At 61.9% G+C, this 17,760-nt stretch carries 13 protein-coding genes and 1 tRNA gene; 3 read left to right on the forward strand and 11 right to left on the reverse strand.

Features of this window, described 5'->3' with window-relative positions; all coding sequences use genetic code 11:
- Positions 1 to 6 precede the first annotated feature (6 nt).
- Both AB0N65_RS08075 and rpoB read right to left on the reverse strand, forming a co-directional pair.
- Positions 7 to 3,906: a DNA-directed RNA polymerase subunit beta' gene (locus tag AB0N65_RS08075; RefSeq protein ID WP_364159908.1), complete on the reverse strand. Its 3,900-nt coding sequence runs from the start codon at positions 3,904 to 3,906 to the stop codon at positions 7 to 9.
- Positions 3,907 to 4,009: 103 nt separating this feature from the next.
- Positions 4,010 to 7,516 (reverse strand): DNA-directed RNA polymerase subunit beta, encoded by a 3,507-nt coding sequence (gene rpoB, locus AB0N65_RS08080; protein ID WP_364159910.1) that lies wholly within the window; start codon positions 7,514 to 7,516, stop codon positions 4,010 to 4,012.
- A gap of 406 nt (positions 7,517 to 7,922) precedes the next feature.
- Here rpoB and AB0N65_RS08085 point away from each other — a divergent pair, with 406 nt between their 5' ends.
- Entirely contained in the window at positions 7,923 to 9,122 is a 1,200-nt protein-coding gene (locus tag AB0N65_RS08085) for an acetyl-CoA C-acetyltransferase (protein ID WP_364159912.1), read from the forward strand.
- Positions 9,122 to 9,604 carry a YbaK/EbsC family protein gene (locus AB0N65_RS08090; RefSeq protein ID WP_364159914.1) on the forward strand — a complete coding sequence of 161 codons (483 nt, stop codon included), beginning with the start codon at positions 9,122 to 9,124 and terminating at the stop codon, positions 9,602 to 9,604. Before AB0N65_RS08085 ends, AB0N65_RS08090 begins: the two co-directional genes overlap by 1 nt.
- 117 nt (positions 9,605 to 9,721) lie before the next feature.
- On the opposite strand, the gene rplL is transcribed toward AB0N65_RS08090, so the two are convergent.
- The 9 genes from rplL to AB0N65_RS08135 all read right to left on the reverse strand — a co-directional run bounded on the left by rplL (position 9,722) and on the right by AB0N65_RS08135 (position 16,269).
- Positions 9,722 to 10,102 (reverse strand): 50S ribosomal protein L7/L12, encoded by a 381-nt coding sequence (rplL, locus tag AB0N65_RS08095; protein WP_364159916.1) that lies wholly within the window; start codon positions 10,100 to 10,102, stop codon positions 9,722 to 9,724.
- 75 nt (positions 10,103 to 10,177) lie between these two features.
- The gene (rplJ, locus tag AB0N65_RS08100; protein WP_364159918.1) at positions 10,178 to 10,771 is read right to left on the reverse strand and encodes a 50S ribosomal protein L10; all 594 of its coding nucleotides are present in this window, start codon (positions 10,769 to 10,771) and stop codon (positions 10,178 to 10,180) included.
- Positions 10,772 to 11,085: 314 nt separating this feature from the next.
- A complete protein-coding gene (locus AB0N65_RS08105; RefSeq protein ID WP_364159920.1) occupies positions 11,086 to 12,240 on the reverse strand; it encodes a GNAT family N-acetyltransferase in 1,155 nt (384 codons plus the stop codon).
- Positions 12,237 to 13,349, reverse strand: a complete 1,113-nt coding sequence (locus AB0N65_RS08110; RefSeq protein ID WP_364159922.1) for a GNAT family N-acetyltransferase — start codon at positions 13,347 to 13,349, stop codon at positions 12,237 to 12,239. Before AB0N65_RS08110 ends, AB0N65_RS08105 begins: the two co-directional genes overlap by 4 nt.
- 106 nt (positions 13,350 to 13,455) lie before the next feature.
- The gene (gene rplA / locus AB0N65_RS08115) at positions 13,456 to 14,163 is read right to left on the reverse strand and encodes a 50S ribosomal protein L1 (protein WP_347108088.1); all 708 of its coding nucleotides are present in this window, start codon (positions 14,161 to 14,163) and stop codon (positions 13,456 to 13,458) included.
- A gap of 131 nt (positions 14,164 to 14,294) precedes the next feature.
- Complete coding sequence (rplK, locus tag AB0N65_RS08120) at positions 14,295 to 14,726, reverse strand: 50S ribosomal protein L11 (RefSeq protein ID WP_166183617.1); 432 nt, start codon at positions 14,724 to 14,726, stop codon at positions 14,295 to 14,297.
- Positions 14,727 to 14,856: 130 nt separating this feature from the next.
- Positions 14,857 to 15,717, reverse strand: coding sequence for a transcription termination/antitermination protein NusG (gene nusG, locus AB0N65_RS08125; protein ID WP_364159925.1), 861 nt, complete (start codon positions 15,715 to 15,717; stop codon positions 14,857 to 14,859).
- A 114-nt stretch (positions 15,718 to 15,831) separates the two neighbouring features.
- A complete protein-coding gene (secE, locus tag AB0N65_RS08130; protein WP_364159927.1) occupies positions 15,832 to 16,098 on the reverse strand; it encodes a preprotein translocase subunit SecE in 267 nt (88 codons plus the stop codon).
- 98 nt (positions 16,099 to 16,196) lie between these two features.
- Positions 16,197 to 16,269: transfer RNA gene (locus AB0N65_RS08135), tRNA-Trp, on the reverse strand.
- Between the two features lie 254 nt (positions 16,270 to 16,523).
- Here AB0N65_RS08135 and AB0N65_RS08140 point away from each other — a divergent pair.
- Positions 16,524 to 17,753 (forward strand): pyridoxal phosphate-dependent aminotransferase, encoded by a 1,230-nt coding sequence (locus AB0N65_RS08140; RefSeq protein ID WP_364159929.1) that lies wholly within the window; start codon positions 16,524 to 16,526, stop codon positions 17,751 to 17,753.
- Positions 17,754 to 17,760: the final 7 nt, after the last annotated feature.

Genomic DNA, 17,760 nt, shown 5'->3' on the forward strand with positions numbered 1-17,760 from the left:
TGCCCGTTAGCGGAAGTCGTTGCCGAGATCGTAGTCATCCAGCGGGATGGCGTGGAACTCGGGAGCACCGTCGCCACCCAGGGCGTCATAGGAGAAGTCGGTGAAAGCGCTGGGGCCCGTGAACAGGCTTGCCTTTGCTTCTTCAGTCGGCTCCACCGTGACCTGCGTGTAGCGGGGCAGGCCCGTACCGGCAGGGATGAGCTTACCGATGATGACGTTCTCCTTGAGGCCAAGCAGAGGATCGCTCTTGCCTTCCATGGCCGCCTGCGTCAGGACGCGGGTGGTCTCCTGGAAGGAAGCGGCCGACAGCCAGGACTCGGTAGCCAAGGACGCCTTGGTGATACCCATGAGCTCCGGACGACCGGAAGCCGGGGACTTGCCCTCGGACACGACGCGGCGGTTCTCGTCCTCGAAGCGGGCGCGCTCTGCAAGCTCACCGGGGAGCAGCTCGGAGTCGCCGGACTCGATGACGGTCACGCGGCGCAGCATCTGGCGGACGATAACCTCGACGTGCTTGTCGTGGATACCAATACCCTGGCTGCGGTAAACGCCCTGAACTTCGTCCACAAGGAACTTCTGTGCAGCACGCGGACCCATGATGCGCAGAACCTGCTTCGGGTCCACCGGACCGTTGATCAGCTTCTGGCCGACGCTGACGTGCTCGCCGTCCTCGATCAGGAGGCGGGAACGGCGCAGAACCGGGTAGGCGATCTCTTCGGAACCGTCGTCCGGAGTGATGACCAGTCGCATCTGGCGCTCGGACTCTTCGATGGTGATGCGGCCGGCTGCTTCAGCAATCGGCGCCACACCCTTCGGAGTACGGGCTTCGAAGAGCTCCTGGATACGGGGCAGACCCTGGGTGATGTCGTCGCCACCGCCGGCGGAGACAGCACCACCGGTGTGGAACGTACGCATGGTCAGCTGGGTACCCGGCTCACCGATGGACTGTGCCGCGATGATGCCCACGGCCTCGCCGATGTCCACGGTCTTGCCTGTAGCCAAGGAGCGGCCGTAGCACAGTGCACAGGTGCCGACCTTGGACTCACACGTGAGTACGGAGCGGACCTTGACCTCGGTGATGCCGGCAGCCAGGAGCTGGCCGATGACGACGTCGCCGCAGTCGGTGCCGGCCGGAGCCAGGACGTTGCCCTGGGCGTCGACGACGTCGACGGCCAGCGTACGTGCGTAGGCACTGTTCTCGACGTTCTCGTCCAGGACAAGCTCACCGTTGGAGTCCGGCACGGCGATCGGCGTAACCAGGCCGCGCTCGGTACCGCAGTCCTCTTCGCGGACAATGACGTCTTGCGAAACGTCCACCAGACGACGGGTCAGGTAACCCGAGTTGGCGGTACGGAGGGCGGTATCGGCCAGACCCTTACGGGCACCGTGCGTGGCGATGAAGTATTCCAGCACCGACAGGCCCTCGCGGTAGGAGGACTTGATCGGACGCGGGATGATTTCACCCTTCGGGTTGGCCACAAGACCACGGATACCCGCAATCTGGCGGACCTGCATCCAGTTACCACGTGCACCGGAGGACACCATGCGGTTGATGGTGTTCATCGGGGACAGGCTGTCGCGCATCGCCTGGGCGATCTCGTTGGTTGCCTTGTTCCAGATCTCGATCAGTTCCTGGCGACGCTCGTCGTCGTCGATCAGGCCCTTGTCGTACTGGCCCTGGATCTTGGCGGCCATGTTCTCGTAACCGGCGAGGATGCCCGGCTTGGAAGACGGGACCTCGATGTCGGAGATGGCAACCGTGACACCCGAACGGGTAGCCCAGTAGAAACCGGCGTCCTTCAGGTTGTCCAGCGTTGCAGCCGTGACAACCTTCGGGTAGCGCTCAGCGAGGTCGTTGACGATCCGGGACAGTTCGCCCTTGTCCGCCACAGCCTCAACCCACGGGTAGTCCTCGGGCAGCGTCTGGTTGAAGATGACCTGGCCCAGGGAGGTCTCGACGAGAGCCGGCTGGCCGGGCTCCCAACCTTCCGGAGCTTCCCAACCGGCGTACGGAACGAAGTTCTCCAGGCGGATCTTGACCTGGGAGTTCAGGTGAAGATCGCGGGCGTCGTAGGCCATGATGGCTTCCGATACCGAGGAGAACACGCGGCCCTCGCCGGCGGAGCCGACGCGCTTGGTGGTCAGGTGGTACAGGCCGATGATCATATCCTGCGAAGGCAGGGTAACCGGGCGGCCATCGGACGGCTTCAGGATGTTGTTCGAGGACAGCATCAGGATGCGGGCTTCGGCCTGGGCTTCCGGGCTCAGCGGCAGGTGGACTGCCATCTGGTCGCCGTCGAAGTCAGCGTTGAAGGCGCCACAAACCAGCGGGTGAAGCTGGATTGCCTTGCCTTCCACAAGCTGCGGTTCGAAGGCCTGGATGCCGAGGCGGTGCAGGGTAGGTGCACGGTTGAGCAGCACCGGGTGTTCGGTGATGATCTCTTCCAACACGTCCCAGACCTGCGGACGGTAACGCTCCACCATGCGCTTTGCCGATTTGATGTTCTGTGCGTGGTTGAGGTCAACCAGGCGCTTCATCACGAACGGCTTGAAGAGCTCCAGTGCCATCTGCTTGGGCAGGCCGCACTGGTGCAGCTTCAGCTGCGGACCGACGACGATGACCGAACGGCCGGAGTAGTCAACACGCTTGCCGAGGAGGTTCTGGCGGAAACGGCCCTGCTTGCCCTTGAGCATGTCGCTCAGGGACTTCAGGGGACGGTTGCCGGGGCCCGTGACGGGACGGCCACGACGGCCGTTGTCGAAGAGGCTGTCAACAGCTTCCTGGAGCATGCGCTTCTCGTTGTTGACGATGATCTCCGGAGCGCCGAGGTCAAGCAGTCGCTTGAGTCGGTTGTTGCGGTTGATCACACGGCGGTAGAGGTCGTTGAGGTCGGAGGTCGCGAAGCGGCCACCATCCAACTGAACCATCGGGCGCAGTTCCGGCGGGATCACCGGAACGGCGTCGAGCACCATGCCGAGCGGGCTGTTGTTGGTGGTCAGGAACGCGTTGACGACCTTCAGGCGCTTCAGGGCGCGGGTCTTGCGCTGGCCCTTGCCGTTCTGGATGGTGTCGCGCAGTGCCTCGGCCTCAGCCTGCATGTCGAAAGTCTCAAGGCGCTTCTTGATGGCCTCGGCACCCATGGAACCCTCGAAGTACATGCCATAGCGGTCACGCAGTTCGCGGTAAAGTCCCTCGTCGCCTTCGAGGTCGGCAACCTTGAGGTTCTTGAAGCGGTCCCAGACCTGCTCAAGGCGCTCGATGTCGGCGTCGGCACGCTTGCGGACGTTCGCCATCTGGCGGTCTGCGGAGTCGCGGGCCTTCTTCTTGTCGGCGCCCTTGGCACCTTCGCCTTCGAGACGAGCAAGCTCGTCTTCAAGGTCGCGGGCAATCTGGGCGATGTCGCTGTCGCGGTTGTCCACGAGCTGCTTCTTCTCGAGGTCGTGCTCAACCTGGAGGTTCGGCAGTTCGGCGTGGCGGTTTTCCGTGTCAACGCTGGTGATCATGTAGGCAGCGAAGTAGATGACCTTCTCAAGGTCCTTCGGTGCCAGGTCCAAAAGGTAGCCCAAGCGCGACGGAACGCCCTTGAAGTACCAGATGTGGGTTACCGGTGCGGCCAGTTCAATGTGGCCCATGCGCTCACGGCGCACCTTGGCGCGGGTGACCTCAACGCCACAACGCTCACAGATGATGCCCTTGAAGCGGACGCGCTTGTACTTGCCGCAGTAGCATTCCCAGTCGCGGGAAGGACCGAAGATCTTCTCGCAGAAAAGACCGTCCTTCTCGGGCTTGAGAGTGCGGTAGTTGATGGTTTCCGGCTTCTTGACCTCACCGTAGGACCAGCCACGGATGTCTTCCGCGGTGGCGAGGCCGATCTGCATGAGGCCGAAGGAGGATTCGCTGGACATAGGGTCCCTGTTCTCTCTTGTTCTCTAAATTCTGAAGTCTTGGTTACGGGAAGAGGGAGCTGCCCCGGCGGACAGTGCTTGGAACTGCCCGCCGGAACCGCTGCTAGACCTCTTCTACGGAACTGGGCTCTGCGCGGGACAGATCGATGCCCAGTTCTTCCGCAGCCGTGAAGACTGCGTCATCAGAGTCACGCATCTCGATAGTGGTTCCGTCGGTGGAAAGGACTTCCACGTTCAGGCACAACGACTGCATTTCCTTGATCAAGACCTTGAAGGACTCGGGAACGCCAGGCTCAGGGATGTTCTCGCCCTTGACGATGGCTTCATAGACCTTCACACGACCGTGGATGTCATCCGACTTGATCGTGAGGAGTTCCTGAAGGGTGTAGGCGGCGCCGTAAGCTTCGAGCGCCCACACTTCCATTTCACCGAAGCGCTGGCCACCGAACTGAGCCTTACCACCCAGCGGCTGCTGCGTGATCATGGAGTACGGGCCGGTGGAGCGTGCGTGGATCTTGTCGTCCACCAGGTGGTGGAGCTTCAGGATGTACATGTAACCGACGGAGATCGGGTCCGGGAACGGCTCGCCGGAGCGGCCGTCGAACAGACGGGTCTTGCCGGAGGAGTCGATCAGGCGGTCGCCATCGCGCGTCACGTTGGTGGAGTCAAGCAGGCCCGTGATCTCTTCTTCGCGGGCGCCATCGAACACCGGGGTGGCAACGGTGGTCTGGCCGGTTTCACGGGGCAGGTTCGGGAGGTTCTTGGCCCACTCCGGCTCGCCTTCGATCTTCCAACCGGTCTTGGCAACCCAGCCGAGGTGGGTTTCCAGGACCTGGCCAACGTTCATTCGACCCGGAACACCAAGCGGGTTCAGGACGATGTCCACCGGGGTACCGTCAGCAAGGAAGGGCATGTCCTCGACCGGAAGGATCTTGGAGATAACACCCTTGTTGCCGTGACGGCCGGCGAGCTTGTCGCCGTCGGTGATCTTGCGCTTGGCTGCGACGTAGACGCGGACCAGCTGGTTCACGCCCGGCGGCAGTTCGTCGTCGTTGTCGCGGTCGAAGACGCGGACGCCGATGACCGTACCGGACTCACCGTGGGGAACCTTGAGCGAGGTGTCGCGGACTTCACGGGACTTCTCACCGAAGATCGCGCGGAGAAGGCGCTCTTCCGGAGTCAGTTCGGTTTCACCCTTCGGGGTGACCTTTCCGACCAGGATGTCGCCGGCTTCAACCTCGGCACCGATGTGGATGATGCCGCGCTCGTCCAGGCCTGCGAGGACTTCCTCGGACACGTTGGGGATGTCACGCGTGATTTCCTCGGCACCAAGCTTGGTGTCGCGGGCATCGATCTCGTGCTCCTCGATGTGGATGGAGGAAAGGACGTCCTCAGCAACAATGCGCTGGGACAGGATGATGGCGTCCTCGAAGTTGTGGCCCTCCCATGACATGAATGCCACGAGAAGGTTCTTGCCGAGGGCGAGTTCACCCTGGTCCGTAGCGGGACCGTCTGCGATGATTCCGCCGACTTCCAGGCGCTGGCCCTCGTTGACCAGGACGCGGTGGTTGTAGCAGTTGCCCTGGTTGGAGCGGGCGAACTTGTTGATACGGTAGTTGGTCTCGGTGCCGTCGTCGTTGATCATGACAACCAGCTCGGCGGAGACCTCCGTGACCACACCTGCCTTCTTCGCGATGACGACGTCACCGGCGTCGACGGCTGCTGCACGCTCCATGCCGGTACCCACGAAAGGAGCCTCGGAACGGACCAGCGGCACGGCCTGGCGCTGCATGTTGGCACCCATGAGTGCACGGTTGGCATCGTCATGCTCAAGGAACGGGATCAGGGCCGTTGCCACGGACACCATCTGGCGCGGGGAAACGTCCATGAACTGGACGTCTTCGGCCGGAACCAGGACGGGCTCGCCTCCACCACCGCGGGCACGGACAAGGACGGTCTCTTCAGAGAACCGCTTGTCGGAGTCCAACGGAGCGTTGGCCTGTGCAATCAGGACCTCGGCCTCGTCATCGGCGGTGAGGTATTCGACGTCGTCAGAGACAACACCGTTGGATACCTTGCGGTACGGCGTCTCGATGAAACCGAACGGGTTGATGCGGCCGTAGGAAGCCAACGAACCAATCAGACCGATGTTGGGGCCTTCAGGAGTTTCGATGGGGCACATACGTCCGTAGTGGGACGGGTGAACGTCTCGAACTTCCATGCCTGCGCGGTCACGGGACAGACCACCCGGGCCAAGTGCCGAAAGGCGGCGCTTGTGGGTAAGACCCGACAGCGGGTTGTTCTGGTCCATGAACTGCGACAGCTGGGAGGTTCCGAAGAACTCCTTGATGGCTGCGACCACAGGACGGATGTTGATCAGCGTCTGCGGCGTGATGGCTTCAACGTCCTGCGTGGTCATGCGTTCGCGGACAACACGCTCCATGCGGGACAGGCCGGTGCGGACCTGGTTCTCGATCAGCTCGCCGACTGCGCGGATGCGACGGTTGCCGAAGTGGTCGATGTCGTCGATCTCAACGCGGAGTTCGTGGTCTTCGCCATCGCGCTTGCCCATGATGGTCTTCTCGCCGGCGTGCAGCGCGACGAGGAACTTGATCATGGCAACGATGTCTTCAACGTGCAGGACCGAAGCTTCCTTGTCACCAAGGGAGCGGTCGATGCCGAGCTTGCGGTTGATCTTGTAACGGCCAACCTTGGCGAGATCGTAACGCTTGGCGTTGAAGTACAGGTTGTCCAGCAGGGACTGGGCAGCCTCCACTGTGGGCGGCTCGCCCGGACGCAGCTTGCGGTAGATGTCCAGGAGCGCGTCTTCGCGGGTTTCGGTGGCGTCCTTCTCCAGCGTTGCGCGCATGGAGTCGTACTGGCCGAACTCTTCCAGGATCTGGCCTTCGGTCCAGCCAAGGGCCTTCAGCAGTACGGTAACGGACTGCTTGCGCTTGCGGTCGAGGCGAACGCCGACCTGATCGCGCTTGTCGATCTCAAGCTCGAACCATGCACCACGGGACGGGATGATCTTCGCGGTGAAGATGTCCTTGTCACTGGTCTTGTCGGCTGCGCGCTCGAAGTAGGCGCCAGGCGAGCGGACAAGCTGGGAGACGACGACACGCTCGGTGCCGTTGACGACGAACGTTCCCTTTTCGGTCATGAGCGGGAAGTCGCCCATGAACACGGTCTGCTGCTTGATTTCGCCCGTGTTGTTGTTCATGAACTCGGCCTTGACGTACAAGGGTGCCGAGTAGGTGGCGTCACGGTCTTTGCATTCGGCCATGGTGTACTTCGGGTCAGCGAACTCCGGCTCGGAGAAGCTCAGGGACATGGTGCCCTGGAAGTCCTCGATCGGGGAGATCTCTTCGAAGATGTCGGCAAGTCCGGAGGTGGTGGCGACGCTGAGGTCGCCTTCCTCGACAGCCTTCGCTACCCGCGCCTGCCAGCGTTCGTTTCCGACGAGCCAGTCAAAGCTGTCCGTCTGCAGGGCGAGGAGATTCGGAACGTCAAGAGGTTCGTGAATCTTTGCGAATGAGAGGCGGCGGGTGGCACCATCGGTGCTTGCCGTGTTAGCGGTTTCGTTATTAGAGGTGCTCGAGGCGACCAAGAGGGATCCTTCCACAGACCTTCAGGCGTTTTCAGATCTCCCCCGTTTGCATCCTGCAGAGCGATCCGCAGCATGCGTATTCCGGTTCCGCTATATGACCCGGACCCAGCCCGTCCAAGCCTGTGCGCGTTATAAACGGCACGTGAATGGAGCAGCTGAGAGGTAAAGCCCACCGCTATATGAAGGCTGAAGGTTAACAGGGAAGACGCAAATATCTACGATACGGCAAAGCAGCCTTCCTGTCTACCCCAGATCGTCCGTGAATGCAAGCACTGTTGCTGCAGGCACCTAAGCCATGGTGTCAGCGCCAAGGAATGCAGGGCACCACAGAATCGTTGGAAGGGATAGGCTGACGCGCTCTCCGCGATAGCCTTGGGTTTATTACCACCGGATTGGAAGAGGGACCATGACCATCTCTGCTGACGACAATGACGTTGTCATCCTTGCTGCTTCCCGCACCCCGCAGGGTCGTCTCAACGGGCAACTGGCGGGGTTTACCGCCGTCGACCTTGGCGCTCATGCCATCACCGCCGCCTTGGCGGCCAGCGGCGTGAAAGCCGAACAGGTGGACGCCGTGATCATGGGCCAGGTGCTCCAGGCAGGTGCAGGCCAGAACCCTGCACGGCAAAGTGCCATTGCAGCAGGCGTCGGGTGGAACATTCCGGCGGTGACGATCAACAAGGTATGCCTTTCCGGGCTGACTGCCGTGATTGACGCCGCCCGCATGATCCGCAGCGGCGATGCGACCGTGGTTGTCGCAGGCGGCCAGGAGTCGATGACCCGCGCGCCGCATTTGCTCCCCGGCTCCCGGCAAGGGTGGACGTACGGCGCGGTCCAGGCCCTGGACGTCGCCGCCCACGACGGCCTCACGGATGCCTTCGACGGCCAGTCGATGGGCCTGTCCACGGAGACGAAGAACGTCACGCTCGGCATCGACCGCAAGGCCCAGGACGAGGTGGCGGCAGCGTCCCACCAACGCGCTTCCGCCGCCATAGCCGCGGGGATTTTCGACGTCGAAATAGCTCCGGTAAGCGTCAAGCAGCGCAAGGGAGACCCCTTGGTGCTGACCTCCGACGAGGGCGTTCGTCCGAACACCACCCTCGAAACCCTTGCACCCCTGAAGGCCGCCTTCGCCACGGACGGTACCATCACGGCGGGCAACTCCTCTCCCCTGTCCGACGGCGCCTCGGCGCTGGTGCTGACCAGCCGCCGGTTCGCGACGGACAACGGGCTGGAATACCTCGCCGTCGTAGGCAAGCCGGGCCAGGTGGCCGGGCCGGACAACTCGTTGCACTCGCAACCGTCCAACGCCATTGCACAAGCCCTGAAGAAGGCCGGCTGGACCGCCGAGGATCTGGACTTCATCGAGATCAACGAGGCCTTCGGGTCCGTTGCCGTGCAGTCCCTCAAGGACCTTCGCTACCCGCTGGATAAGTGCAACATCCACGGTGGCGCGATCGCCCTCGGCCACCCTATCGGAGCCTCCGGCGCCCGGCTTGCCCTGCACGCAGCCCACGAACTCAAGCGCCGGGGAACGGGTAAGGCAGCCGTTTCATTATGTGGCGGTGGCGGCCAGGGCGAGGCCCTCCTCCTGTACCGCGACTAATGGGTGATTCCACGATGGACGGTGCCGAACGGTTCCTGAAGGACGCCGCTGCCCGCGGACTGGACGTTGACGTCGTCGAGCGCCCTGCAGCCCGCAGCCTCGAAGAGGCCGCGGGCATCCTCGGCATCAGTCCCGCGGACATTGTGAAATCGTTGGTGGTCAAGCATCGCGACGGGAGCTTCCTGTTTGCACTCATTCCCGGGGACCGTCAGATCTCCTGGCCCAAGCTGCGCGCCTTGGTGGGCGTCAACAAGCTGTCCCTGCCGCATGCCGATGTGGCCTTGGAAGCGACGGGCTATGAGCGCGGAACCATCACTCCGTTGGGAAGCACGACTCCCTGGCCGGTGTACGCCGATGCGACCATCACCGGCCGCCGGATCTCCATGGGTGCCGGTGCGCACGGCCGAAGTGCCTTCGTTGATGCGGACGCCCTGACCTCTGCGCTCAACGCCACCGTCGCGGACATCAGCGAACCCAACTGAGTCGCATTAGTGCGCGTTTTGACCGCTCAAAACGCGCACTAATGCGACCTACTTGGGTGATTAGACGCAGGAAGCCCCGCCCGGCGAACCGGACGGGGCTTCCACAAGCAGAACGAATTACTTGAGGGTAACCGTTGCGCCAGCTTCTTCGAGCTGAGCCTTTGCCTTCTCTGCGGCTTCCTTGTTGGCGCCTTCGAGAACCGGCTTCGGTGCACCGTCAACCAGGTCCTTGGCTTCCTTGAGGCCGAGGGAGGTGATGGCACGAACTTCCTTGATCACTGCGATCTTCTTGTCGCCAGCAGCTTCGAGGATGACGTCGAATTCGGTCTTCTCTTCAGCAGCTTCAGCACCGGCGCCGCCGGCAGCCGGGCCGGCAACTGCAACAGCAGCAGCCGTAACTTCGAAGGTCTCTTCGAAGAGCTTGACGAACTCGGAGAGCTCGATGATGGTCAGTTCCTTGAAAGCTTCAATGAGCTCTTCGTTGCTGAGCTTCGCCATGGTGGCGTCCTTCCATTAGGTGGTGCAGATCCGGACCGAGCCGCTCCATGCACCGGAGTTTGATTGGGGGAGAACTTAGTTCTCTTCGGTTGCAGCTTCAGCGGCTTCGGCCGGAGCCGCAGTCTCTTCAGCAGCAGCCTCTTCGGCAGCCGGAGCTTCTTCAGCGGCCGGTGCAGGAGCGCCGCCCTCTTCTTCAAGCTTGAGGCGCAGGGCGTCAATGATGCGTGCAGCAGCGGATGCAGGAGCCTTGAGGACACCGGCAACACGTGCGAGCTGCAGCTCACGGGACTCGAGAGCTGCCAGTGCGGCAACTCCTTCTGCGTCCAATGCCTTGCCTTCAAAGAAACCGGTCTTGATGACCAGCTGCTTGTTGGCCTTGGCAAAGTCCGTCAGGCTCTTTGCAGCAGCAACAGCGTCGCCCTTGATGAAGGCGATTGCAGTGGGGCCCGCGAGCTGACCGTCGAATGCTTCGACACCAGCTTCCTTGGCCGCAATGGCGCTCAGGGTGTTCTTGACGACCGAGAACTTGGTGTCCTGGCCGAGTGCAACACGGAGTTCCTTGAGCTGCGCAACAGAGAGCCCACGGTATTCGGTCAGGACAGCCGCGTTCGATTCCTTGAAATCGTTGGTGATCTCAGCAACAGCGGAGACCTTGCTAGGCGTTGTCATAACCCTCCTTCCGGGGAATAAAGCCGGTCTTCCGGGTCCCCGCTCACGTGAGCTAAAACTAAAAACGCCCCGCGCAGATGCACGGGGCTTGGCTCAACACAGTTCAACTGTGGAGACTCAACTCGTTCACCTGCGTTGGCCGCCCTATGTCAGGGTCCTTCGTCAAGGAATGCACTTTGTTCTTGCGGGCGTCGCTGCAGAATTGAGCTGGGCTCGAAAGAGTGGATTCCCATCAACCGACGGTCTTTGGTACTTCAAGGTTACGTGAGGGTTCCCGACAAACCAAATCGAGGCCGGTGCCAGGCACCCACGGCCTACTCCGACGACGTGACGTTGCGTCCCCTGCCCGGAAGTTCCTTCTGCCAAAGTCCGGTGACGCCGGCCGTCGTGAAGCCCAACTGCTTGTTGACGGTCAGGAGGTAGCGGTTTTCCGGGGCATTCCAGGTGTAGATGACCCGTGCATCCGGAAACTGCTCACTGAGCCTTTCCATGTTGGCCACCTTGATCAGGAGGCCCAGCTTGTTCCCACGATGTTCCTGCAGCACCAGCGTGTCATCCTGGAAGACGACGTCCTGCCGGTGTGCCAGGACACTGATGGTGGTCAGGCCGGCCAGCCGCCCGGTGGCAAGATGCTCGACGGCGGTCACCACCGTCCGCCGTCCCTGCGCCAGGGCTGCGTCTTCCGTTTCGCGAAGAACGGCTGCGTCGAAGACCATGCCGGAATCTTCCACCGCAGCGGTTTCATCCTCGGTGTCTTCATCGTGCACCACCTCGCCGGCAGCGTTCTCCAGCTCGGCCACGGCTTCCAGCCACGGTTCGGGGCAGCGGTCTGTCCAGTGGTGCAAGGCATAGCGGCCGGCGTTTGCTTCCTCCGCTTCGGACTGCAAATCAGCCACCAACTTGGAGTCCAGCGGCAACACACAGGAACTGAACTGCTCAATGTGCTGCAGGGTGTAACCGGCGCGCTGGGCAAAGTCCACTTCCCTGCTGCTGACCGGAAGGAAACCAGGCCCGCTGCCGGGAATGAGCTGGTCCTCAGGCACCTCGGTCAACGATGTTGCCGGGTGGTTGGTGTCTACCAGCACCATGGTCCGGCCCTCCGCGCGGGCCAGTTCCTCGGCTGCCTCCAGGAGTTGGCGTCCGACACCCTGGCTCTGGTACTCCGGCAGGATGTCCAAGGTGAATTCCGCAAGGTCCATGTTGTCGGCCAGGGGAAGGGCAATGTCCACCGTCCCCACGATGATCCCGTCGGCCTTGGCCACGAGGATGATCTGGCGCTCATAGGGATCGGAGAATTCGAGCATCTTCTCCAGTGGTGTGTAAGCGAGGTCGTCGCTGCCCCACGTCTGCATCCGAACCCTGCGGCCCACCTCCACGGCATCCAGGAAGTCCTTGGCCTGTGGGCTGTCCAGGTTGTCCGGCACCCACAACTGCTCGACATGAACGGTCTTAGCCTCGTCTACAGTCATCCCAGCCGTTTCTGCCATTCGCCTTCAAAGCCGGAAGGCTTGAATCCCAGGGCGATATTTATGGCCAGCATATGACGGTTTTCGTTGGCGTTCCATGTCATGACGGACGTTGCTTCCGGCCAATGGCGTTCCGCCCGCCTGAGGTTCGCCACCTTAATGAGCATTCCGAGGTTATGGCCCCGGTGCGAAGGAGCAACCAGCGTGTCCTCCTGGTTGACTACTGCCGGGAGTGCACTCCGATGCGTCAAAACCGTATAGGCAGCCAATTCGCCGGTGCCATCATGCCGGGCCACAGCCACGATCGGGTCGATACCGCTTGCCTGCCACGTGAATTCCTCCCGCCGGACGCGGGCCGCATCCCAATCCTCCCCCTCCCAACCCAGGCCTGCGATGGGAACCTCGGTACTCATCAGGCTCTTCAGCTTGGCAAAGGCATCCACCAGCTTATCCGGGCAACGATCCTGCCAGCCGATCACGCTATACCCGGCTGCCCGCTGCGACGCCACGGCTTCAAGACCTGCAAGGTGCGTTTCGTCTACAGGTAATGACAGCAAACTGCTCGTCTCCACCTGTTCCAGGGAGTAGCCGTGCCGTACTGCGAACTGCGTCGACGCTGCCGCCAGGGGCACGCCGCCGGTCCCCGACTTCGCTTCCAGCAAGGCCTCACCTGCCAAAACGGGTTCGATCGGCTCTTCGCAGTACCCGTCAAAGGACGTACGGCCACGCTCGCGTGCCGCTCGCTCCAGAACCTCGAGGATCATCGTCCCCAAGCCCCGCCGACGGAAGGCGGCGTCCACCAGCACGTCCATGCCCGCCGTCGTCGTGTTTTCACTCAAGGGGAGTGTCAATGTTCCGCTGCCGGCCACCACTCCATCCACGCGGGCCAGGTAAACCTGCCGTTCCTCGTATTCATTGCCCTGCCAGAACGTCACCGACTCAGCAAAGGTGGCACAGCGGTCCGTACTCCCCCACAGCTCAAGCTGGTGCGCCACGCCCAAATCGTGGAACGCCCGAAAGTCCGACGCACCTTCTCCATCCGGGAAATGCGGCACCTGGATGCGGTCCACGCTCAACCCACTGCGGACGGGAAAGTTCGACGGCGATGCCACGCCTCACAGCCTAAGCCCACCTGGCGGGGCCAACAAGGAAGCTGGCATGAAAAAAGGACCGCCCGGCAAAGCCGGACGGTCCTTTCAGAGCCAATGCTCCCGGAGCTTACGCCTCGGTGAGAACCTTGGTGACGTTCGGGTCAACCGTGATGCCCGGGCCGAACGTGGTGGCAACCGTAGCCTTCTGGATGTAGCGGCCCTTGGAAGCGGACGGCTTCAAACGCAGGACCTCTTCCAGAGCGGCTGCGTAGTTCTCAGCCAGCTTGACGGCGTCGAAGGAAACCTTGCCGATGATGAAGTGCAGGTTGGAGTGCTTGTCGACGCGGAAGTCGATCTTGCCACCCTTGATGTCGTTGACAGCTTTGGTGACATCCGGGGTAACCGTGCCGGTCTTCGGGTTCGGCATGAGGTTGCGCGGGCCGAGAACCTTGCCGAGGCGGCCAACCTTGCCCATGAGGTCAGGGGTTGCAACGGCGGCGTCGAAGTCGGTCCAGCCGCCTGCGATCTTCTCGATCAGGTCATCGGAACCAACGAAGTCGGCGCCGGCAGCGATTGCTGCTTCAGCCTTGTCACCGGTTGCGAAAACCAGGACACGGGCGGTCTTGCCGGTGCCGTGGGGGAGGTTGACCGTGCCGCGGACCATCTGGTCAGCCTTGCGGGGGTCAACGCCGAGGCGGAAAGCGACCTCAACCGTTGCGTCGAACTTGGACGGGTTGATTTCCTTTGCCAGGCTGATGGCCTCGAACGGGGCGTAGACCTTGTCTGCCTCGATCTTGGCTACGGCTGCCTCATATGCTTTGCTGCGCTTTGCCATGCTGCTTATTTCTCCTTGTGCAGTTGTGGTCTGCGGACCGCGCCGGGCCCTGCCACAGTCGCGGATCCGGCAAGGATCCTGCGACATTTCAATGTTTCAGTTGCCGGTTGCCCGGCGGGTGGGTGCTGTAATTAGCCCTCGACGGTGATGCCCATGGAGCGGGCGGTGCCTGCGATGATCTTGGCCGCTGCCGCGATGTCGTTGGCGTTGAGGTCTTCCATCTTGGTAGAAGCAATCTCCTCAACCTGAGCCTGGGTCAGCTTGGCAACCTTGACGGTGTGCGGGGTAGCCGAACCCTTGGCAACGCCTGCAGCCTTCTTGATGAGCTCTGCAGCCGGCGGGGTCTTGGTGATGAAGGTGAAGGAACGGTCTTCGTAGACCGTGATTTCCACCGGGATAACGTTTCCGCGCTGGGATTCCGTCGCAGCGTTGTACGCCTTGCAGAATTCCATGATGTTGACACCGTGCTGGCCAAGCGCAGGACCGATCGGCGGGGCCGGGTTAGCGGCACCTGCCTGGATCTGCAGCTTGATGAGGCCGGTGACCTTCTTCTTGGGAGCCAATGTAGGGTCCTTCTCTCAATAGCTTCCTGGGACACAGGAGCGCGTCCCAGGTTGTTGGCCGCCATGGCAAGGCGACCGGCCGCTTCCGAACCGCTAAGCAGGCGGGACGGGAGCGAAATCTGTGAATCAGCTAGATCTTGGTGACCTGGTTGAATGCGAGCGTAACCGGGGTTTCGCGCTCGAAGATCGAGACCAGGACCACCAGGGTCTGCGACTCGGGCTTGATTTCGGAGATCGTTGCCGGAAGGGTTTCGAACGGACCTTCCTTGACGATGACGGATTCTCCGACCTCGAAGTCGACGGCGACGGGAGCCTGGCTCTGCTTGCTGACCGGCTTGCCCTTCTCGGCCTGCTCTTCCTCGAAGACGGGGGCAAGCATGGAGAAGACTTCGTCCAGGCGGAGCGGCACGGGGTTGTGGGCGTTGCCCACGAAGCCGGTAACGCCGGGAGTGTGGCGAACGGCACCCCATGAAGCGTCGGTCAGGTCCATGCGGACGAGGACGTAGCCAGGGATCCGCACGCGGTTGATGACCTTGCGCTGCGCGTTCTTGATCTCGACGACTTCTTCCATGGGAACCTGGATTTCGAAGATGTAATCTTCCATGTCCAAGGTCTGGATGCGGGTCTCAAGGTTTGCCTTGACGCGGTTTTCGTAACCGGCGTAGGAGTGGATGACGTACCAGTCACCCTCCTGGCGGCGCAGCTTCGCCTTGAACTCTTCAGCCGGGTCGGCCGGCGCTGCCGCCGCGGCGGCAGCGAGGGAGTCGGTCCCCGACTCTTCCCCGGCTTCTTCGTCGCCGAACTCGTCATCAGACTCGGCGTCTACGTCGGACTCGAAATCCTCTTCGGAATCGGCGGCGTCGACGTCGGCAGAATCGGGCGCAGTGGAATCAACCTCGGACTCTTCCGCAGCGTCAGCTACGGGATCGACCGTGCTTTCAGCGGGTCCATCCAGCTCAGTCCCGTTTACCTCGAGCTCCTGCTCAGACACTTGGTCTCCTGCTTCCTCATTGCCTAACATGCCTATTTAAATGGCTCAATTCCGCAAACCCCGCAAAATCCTTGTTATACCAAGGGATTTCACACAGTTTGCGGACAGATCCGCTTAGCTGTCTCCGGTGCCTGTCCCACCGAAGACCCAACTAACTGCCGTGCCGAAAGCAAGGTCCAGAAGGGTGACGATGAGCATCATGATTGCCACGAACACCAGCACCACGAGCGTGTAGTTGATCAGTTCCTTGCGGGTCGGTGCGACGACCTTCTTCAGTTCACCGATGACCTGGCGGACGAAGAGTGCAATTCGGGCAAAAAAACCGGCATCGGATTTCTTGGCAGGACGGCCCTTTGAGCTGCTGGCAGCTGTTTCGGTCACCTGGTCCTCACTTACCTTGCAAAAGTCGTTTTGACCCGGCCCTGATCAGAGCCATGGTTGCTGCGCTTGCCCCGGCGTTTCCGCCGGAACAGCTTGCGCAGGGCAGACAGGACTCGAACCTGCAACCTGCGGTTTTGGAGACCGCTGCGCTACCAATTGCGCCACTACCCTATGGATCGAATCCATGTTTCAGGCCGCACTTCAGCCTGTGGTGCTTTTCAACACCGGTGAACCAGTCTACGCAAGAAATTCGCGATAGTCGAACCGGCCCGGTTTCGGAGCTGACAGCCCTCGCTGACAGTGTGAGCAGCATTATCAGTCACAATATCCAGCGGGCGCCCGGGAGCTCCGCAGAACAGCATAAGGTAGTTTACGTCGAATCCCATCATCCAGCCCACGAGCTGCCTGCGAAGAACGGTACATAGATGTCTGCCGGAACACCTGCCGCCCGCGTTTCTCAACGAATCTCCGCTATTGCCGAGTCCGCCACCCTTGCCGTTGATGCCAAGGCCAAGGCACTGAAGGCCGCGGGTCGCCCCGTGATCGGTTTCGGTGCCGGCGAACCCGATTTCCCCACCCCGGACTACATTGTCAAGGCGGCCATTGAGGCCGCGTCCCAGCCGAAGTACCACCGCTATTCCCCCGCAGCGGGCCTTCCGGAGCTGAAGAAGGCAATCGCCGACAAGACGCTCCGCGACTCTGGCTACAAAGTGGATCCTTCACAGGTGCTGGTGACCAACGGCGGCAAGCAGGCCGTCTACAACACCTTCGCCACATTGGTGGATCCGGGGGACGAGGTCATCATTCCCACCCCGTTTTGGACCACGTACCCGGAAGCCATCCGCCTCGCCGGTGGCGTGCCGGTGGAGGTCTTTGCAGGCCCCGAGCAGGGGTACCTGGTAACCATTGAGCAGCTTGAGGCCGCCCTCACGGACAAGACCAAGATCCTGTTGTTCGTTTCCCCGTCCAACCCCACCGGCGCCGTATACAGCCCGGAGCAGGTTGCCGAGATCGGCAAGTGGGCCGCATCCAAGGGCTTGTGGGTTGTCACGGATGAAATCTACGAGCACCTCACCTATGACGGTGTCGAGTTCACCTCCATCGCAACGGCAGCACCGGAACTCGGTGACAAGGTAGTCATCCTCAACGGTGTCGCCAAGACTTACGCCATGACCGGTTGGCGCGTGGGCTGGATGATCGGCCCCGCAGACGTCATCAAGGCGGCCACCAACCTGCAGTCGCACGCGACCTCGAACGTCTCCAACATCATGCAGATCGCCGCCGCCGCTGCCCTCACGGGTCCGCTGACCGCCGTCGACGAAATGAAGGTTGCCTTCGACCGACGCCGCAAGGCGATTGTCGCCGGACTGAACGCCATCGAGGGTGTTGAATGCCCGACGCCGACCGGAGCCTTCTACGTGTACGCGGACGTCCGTGGACTGCTGGGTAAGGAATTCGAGACCGCGAACGGTCCGGTTCGTCCGTCGACGTCGGCTGAGCTCGCCACTCTGATCCTGGACGAGGTTGAGGTCGCTGTTGTTCCGGGCGAGGCCTTTGGTCCGTCCGGCTATGTCCGCCTCTCCTACGCGCTGGGCGACGAAGACCTCGCGGAAGGTGTCCGCCGGATCCAGGAGTTCCTGGGCAAGGCCAAGTAAGACCTCC

It is taken from the genome of Paenarthrobacter sp. NPDC089322, from assembly GCF_040684895.1.
GTDB lineage: Bacteria > Actinomycetota > Actinomycetes > Actinomycetales > Micrococcaceae > Arthrobacter.

Excerpts from the sequence above, each read along its gene's own strand:
- AB0N65_RS08075 (WP_364159908.1), bottom strand. The coding sequence starts at position 3,906 with ATGTCCAGCGAATCCTCCTTCGGCCTCATGCAGATCGGCCTCGCCACC.
- AB0N65_RS08085 (WP_364159912.1), top strand. The coding sequence starts at position 7,923 with ATGACCATCTCTGCTGACGACAATGACGTTGTCATCCTTGCTGCTTCC.
- AB0N65_RS08090 (WP_364159914.1), top strand. The coding sequence starts at position 9,122 with ATGGGTGATTCCACGATGGACGGTGCCGAACGGTTCCTGAAGGACGCC.
- rplL (WP_364159916.1), bottom strand. The coding sequence starts at position 10,102 with ATGGCGAAGCTCAGCAACGAAGAGCTCATTGAAGCTTTCAAGGAACTG.
- rplJ (WP_364159918.1), bottom strand. The coding sequence starts at position 10,771 with ATGACAACGCCTAGCAAGGTCTCCGCTGTTGCTGAGATCACCAACGAT.
- AB0N65_RS08105 (WP_364159920.1), bottom strand. The coding sequence starts at position 12,240 with ATGACTGTAGACGAGGCTAAGACCGTTCATGTCGAGCAGTTGTGGGTG.
- rplA (WP_347108088.1), bottom strand. The coding sequence starts at position 14,163 with ATGGCAAAGCGCAGCAAAGCATATGAGGCAGCCGTAGCCAAGATCGAG.
- AB0N65_RS08140 (WP_364159929.1), top strand. The coding sequence starts at position 16,524 with ATGTCTGCCGGAACACCTGCCGCCCGCGTTTCTCAACGAATCTCCGCT.